This is a genomic window from uncultured Brevundimonas sp. (assembly GCF_937870815.1).
Lineage (GTDB): Bacteria > Pseudomonadota > Alphaproteobacteria > Caulobacterales > Caulobacteraceae > Brevundimonas.
Map to the genome: position 1 here is coordinate 1 of NZ_CALMZS010000110.1, position 3,138 is coordinate 3,138.

A 3,138-nucleotide genomic window follows, 5' to 3' on the forward strand; every position below is an offset into this window, starting at 1 on the left:
GAGGCCAGCGCCACCTGGGCCATCGACAGGTCGGTCTGGTGGATCAGGGCCTTGGCCAGCAGCACCCGCCGGGTCTGGGCCACGCTGACCGGGGCCGCCCCCAGATGCTGGCGGAACAGCCGCCGCAGGTGGCGCTCGCCGACGCCCAGCCGTCCGGCCAGGGCGTCGACGTCGCCCCCGGATTCCGAGTGACTGTCCAGCGCCCCCGCTTCGATCAGCGCCAGGGCCCGGCTGACGGTGTTGGAGGCGCCGCGCCAGGCGCCCATGTCGGGCGCGGTCTCCGGCCGGCAGCGCAGGCAGGCCCGGAAGCCCGCCTCCTCGGCCGCGGCGGCCGAGACCACGAAAAACATATTCTCCCGCCTCGGGGTGCGCGCCGGGCAGACCGGACGGCAGTAGATTCCCGTGGTCCTGACGCAGCCGAAGAACCGCCCGTCAAACCGCGCGTCCCGCGTCAGCACGGCGCGATAGCAGGCCTCCTGATCGAGTTCCGGCGGGGTTTCCATGGCCCCAGGATGGACCCGTCGCCCGCCGGAGTCTCGCGGTTTTCGGACACGGCCGTGACCCGTATCCGGCGTCGCCGAAGTCGTCGGACCCGGCGCACGGGAGCCTCCCAGATCATCGTCGCCCAGATCAGCCCCAACGAGATCGTCGTGCCCGCCGAAGAGCTGGCCAAGCTGGGCCGCTCGGCCAACACCCGGCGCCCCGGTCGAGGTCATCATCCTGCTCCGCAAGCGCACCGCGCTCAGCTACCTGCTCGAACCCCTGACCAACAACCTCTGGCGCTCGGGCAGCGAGCAGTAGTCCGTCTCCCGCCGGCGGCCCTTTCCCTCGCTCCGTCACCCCCGGGCTTGTCCCGGGGCCCATAGACTCGGACCTGGGGCGTCGAGCCTCGCGGGCCTCCGCTCGCGCGTATGGATCCCCGGGACAAGCCCGGGGATGACGGGCTCAAGAGCGGGGCGGCGACCATGACGCTATGCCGGCAATCCGCGGAATTATAGTCTGGTTCAGCGGACGAAGTCCCGCCTTTCCAGACGCATCCGCGTTTCTGGAACCGATCTTCCCGCCGGGGAAAACAGCGGGCCTACAATGCCTCGTTTCGCCGCCGGTCTTTGACAATCGCATCCACCGCCGCACCGCCCGAGGCGCGTCGATATAGACTCTGCCGACTCTGCCACACCATTTTTCGGCGACCTGCCGACTCTGCCGACTCTGCCACAGCGTTTTTCGGGGTTTCACCCGGGCAAGACCCACGCCCTCCGCACCGCAAAAACCCGCTCGACTTCCCCGGCGTCATCACGGAATGTTACAGGCCCGCCCCGAGGAGACGCCCATGCCGATGACGCCGCGCGCCGGATTGCAGGTCGACGAGCAGTTCGTCGCCTTCATCGAGACCGAGGTCCTGCCCGGCCTCGACCTCGAACCCGACCGCTTGTGGACCGGCGCCGCCGACGTCTTCGCCCGTTTCGCCCCCGAGAACCGCCGCCTGCTCGCCGTGCGCGACGAGCTGCAGGCCCGCATCGACGCCTGGCACGCCGACCGCCGCGGCCGGCCGCACGACGTCGCCGCCGCGACCGCCTTCCTGCGCGACATCGGCTATCTCGCCGACGAGCCCGCCCCCTTCGCCGTCGGCACGCGCGATGTCGACCCGGAGGTCGCCACCCTCGCCGGGCCGCAGCTGGTCGTGCCCAGCCTCAACGCCCGTTTCGTGCTCAACGCCGCCAACGCCCGCTGGGGCAGCCTCTACGACGCCCTCTACGGCACGGACGCGCTCGGCGACCTGCCCCGGGGCGGCGCCTACGACCCCGAGCGCGGCGCCCGCGTCGTCGCCCGGGCCAGGGCCTTCCTCGACGAGGCCGTGCCGCTGGTCGAGGGCTCCTGGGCCGACCTGACCGATCCGCATCGGGGCATCGCGATCCGCGACCCCGCGCAATATGTCGGCCGCAGCGACCGCTCGCGCCTGTTCCGCCACCACGGCCTGCATATCGAGGTGGTCTTCGACCCGGACCACCCGATCGGCCGCGACGATCCCGCCGGCATTTCCGACGTGGTGCTGGAAGCCGCCCTGTCGACCATCGTCGACCTCGAGGACTCCGTCGCCGCCGTCGACGCCGCCGACAAGGTCGCGGCCTACCGCAACTGGCTCGGCCTGATGAAGGGCGACCTGTCCGAGACCTTCGACAAGGGCGGCGAACGCCTGACCCGCACCCTCGCCCCCGATCGCACGTTCACCGCCCCCGACGGCTCGACCGTGACCCTGCCGGGCCGGTCGCTGCTGTTCATCCGCAACGTCGGCTGCCTGATGACCACCCCGGCGGTCCATCTGCCCGACGGGTCCGAGGCCCCCGAAGGCGTCCTCGACGCCCTCGTCACCAGCCTGATCGCCCTGCACGACCTCAAGGGCCTCGGCCGCTTCAGGAACAGCCGGCCAGAGTCCGGTCATGGCTCGATCTACATCGTCAAACCCAAGCTGCACGGCCCCGAGGAGTGCGCCTTCACCGACGCCCTGTTCGACGCCGTCGAGGACCTGCTCGGCCTCGCCCGCCACACGATCAAGGTCGGGGTCATGGACGAGGAGCGCCGCACCTCGGCCAATCTCGCCGCCTGCATCCATGCGGTGAGGGACCGCATCGTCTTCATCAACACCGGCTTTCTCGACCGCACCGGCGACGAGATCCACACGGCCATGCAGGCCGGCCCCGTCGTGCGAAAGGGCGACATCAAGTCCTCGGACTGGATCGCCGCCTACGAGGCCCGCAACGTCGCCATCGGCCTGCAATGCGGCCTCGACGGCAGGGCCCAGATCGGCAAGGGCATGTGGGCCGCGCCGGATCGCATGGCCGACATGCTCGAGCAGAAGGCCGCCCATCCGAAGACCGGCGCCAACACCGCCTGGGTGCCCTCGCCCACCGCCGCGACCCTGCACGCCCTGCACTACCACCAGACCGACGTCTTCGCCCTGCGCGACGGGATCGCCGCCCGTCCGACGCCCGGCCTCCATGCCCTGCTGACCCCGCCGCTGGCCGCCGGCCGGAACTGGTCCGAACAGGAGATCGCCGAGGAACTCGACAACAACGCCCAGGGCCTGCTCGGCTATGTCGTCCGCTGGATCGACCAGGGCGTCGGCTGCTCCAAGGTGCC

2 protein-coding genes are annotated in these 3,138 nt (G+C 70.9%); one reads left to right on the plus strand and one right to left on the minus strand.

What is annotated here, in order from left to right:
- A partial coding sequence (locus Q0588_RS07070) for an Ada metal-binding domain-containing protein (RefSeq protein ID WP_298745041.1) occupies positions 1 to 503 on the minus strand: 503 nt, incomplete at its 3' end.
- 827 nt (positions 504 to 1,330) lie between these two features.
- Between Q0588_RS07070 and Q0588_RS07075 the strand changes: the two genes are divergently transcribed.
- Positions 1,331 to 3,138, plus strand: a 1,808-nt coding sequence (locus tag Q0588_RS07075; RefSeq protein ID WP_366872711.1) for a malate synthase G, incomplete at its 3' end; no start/stop codon positions are given.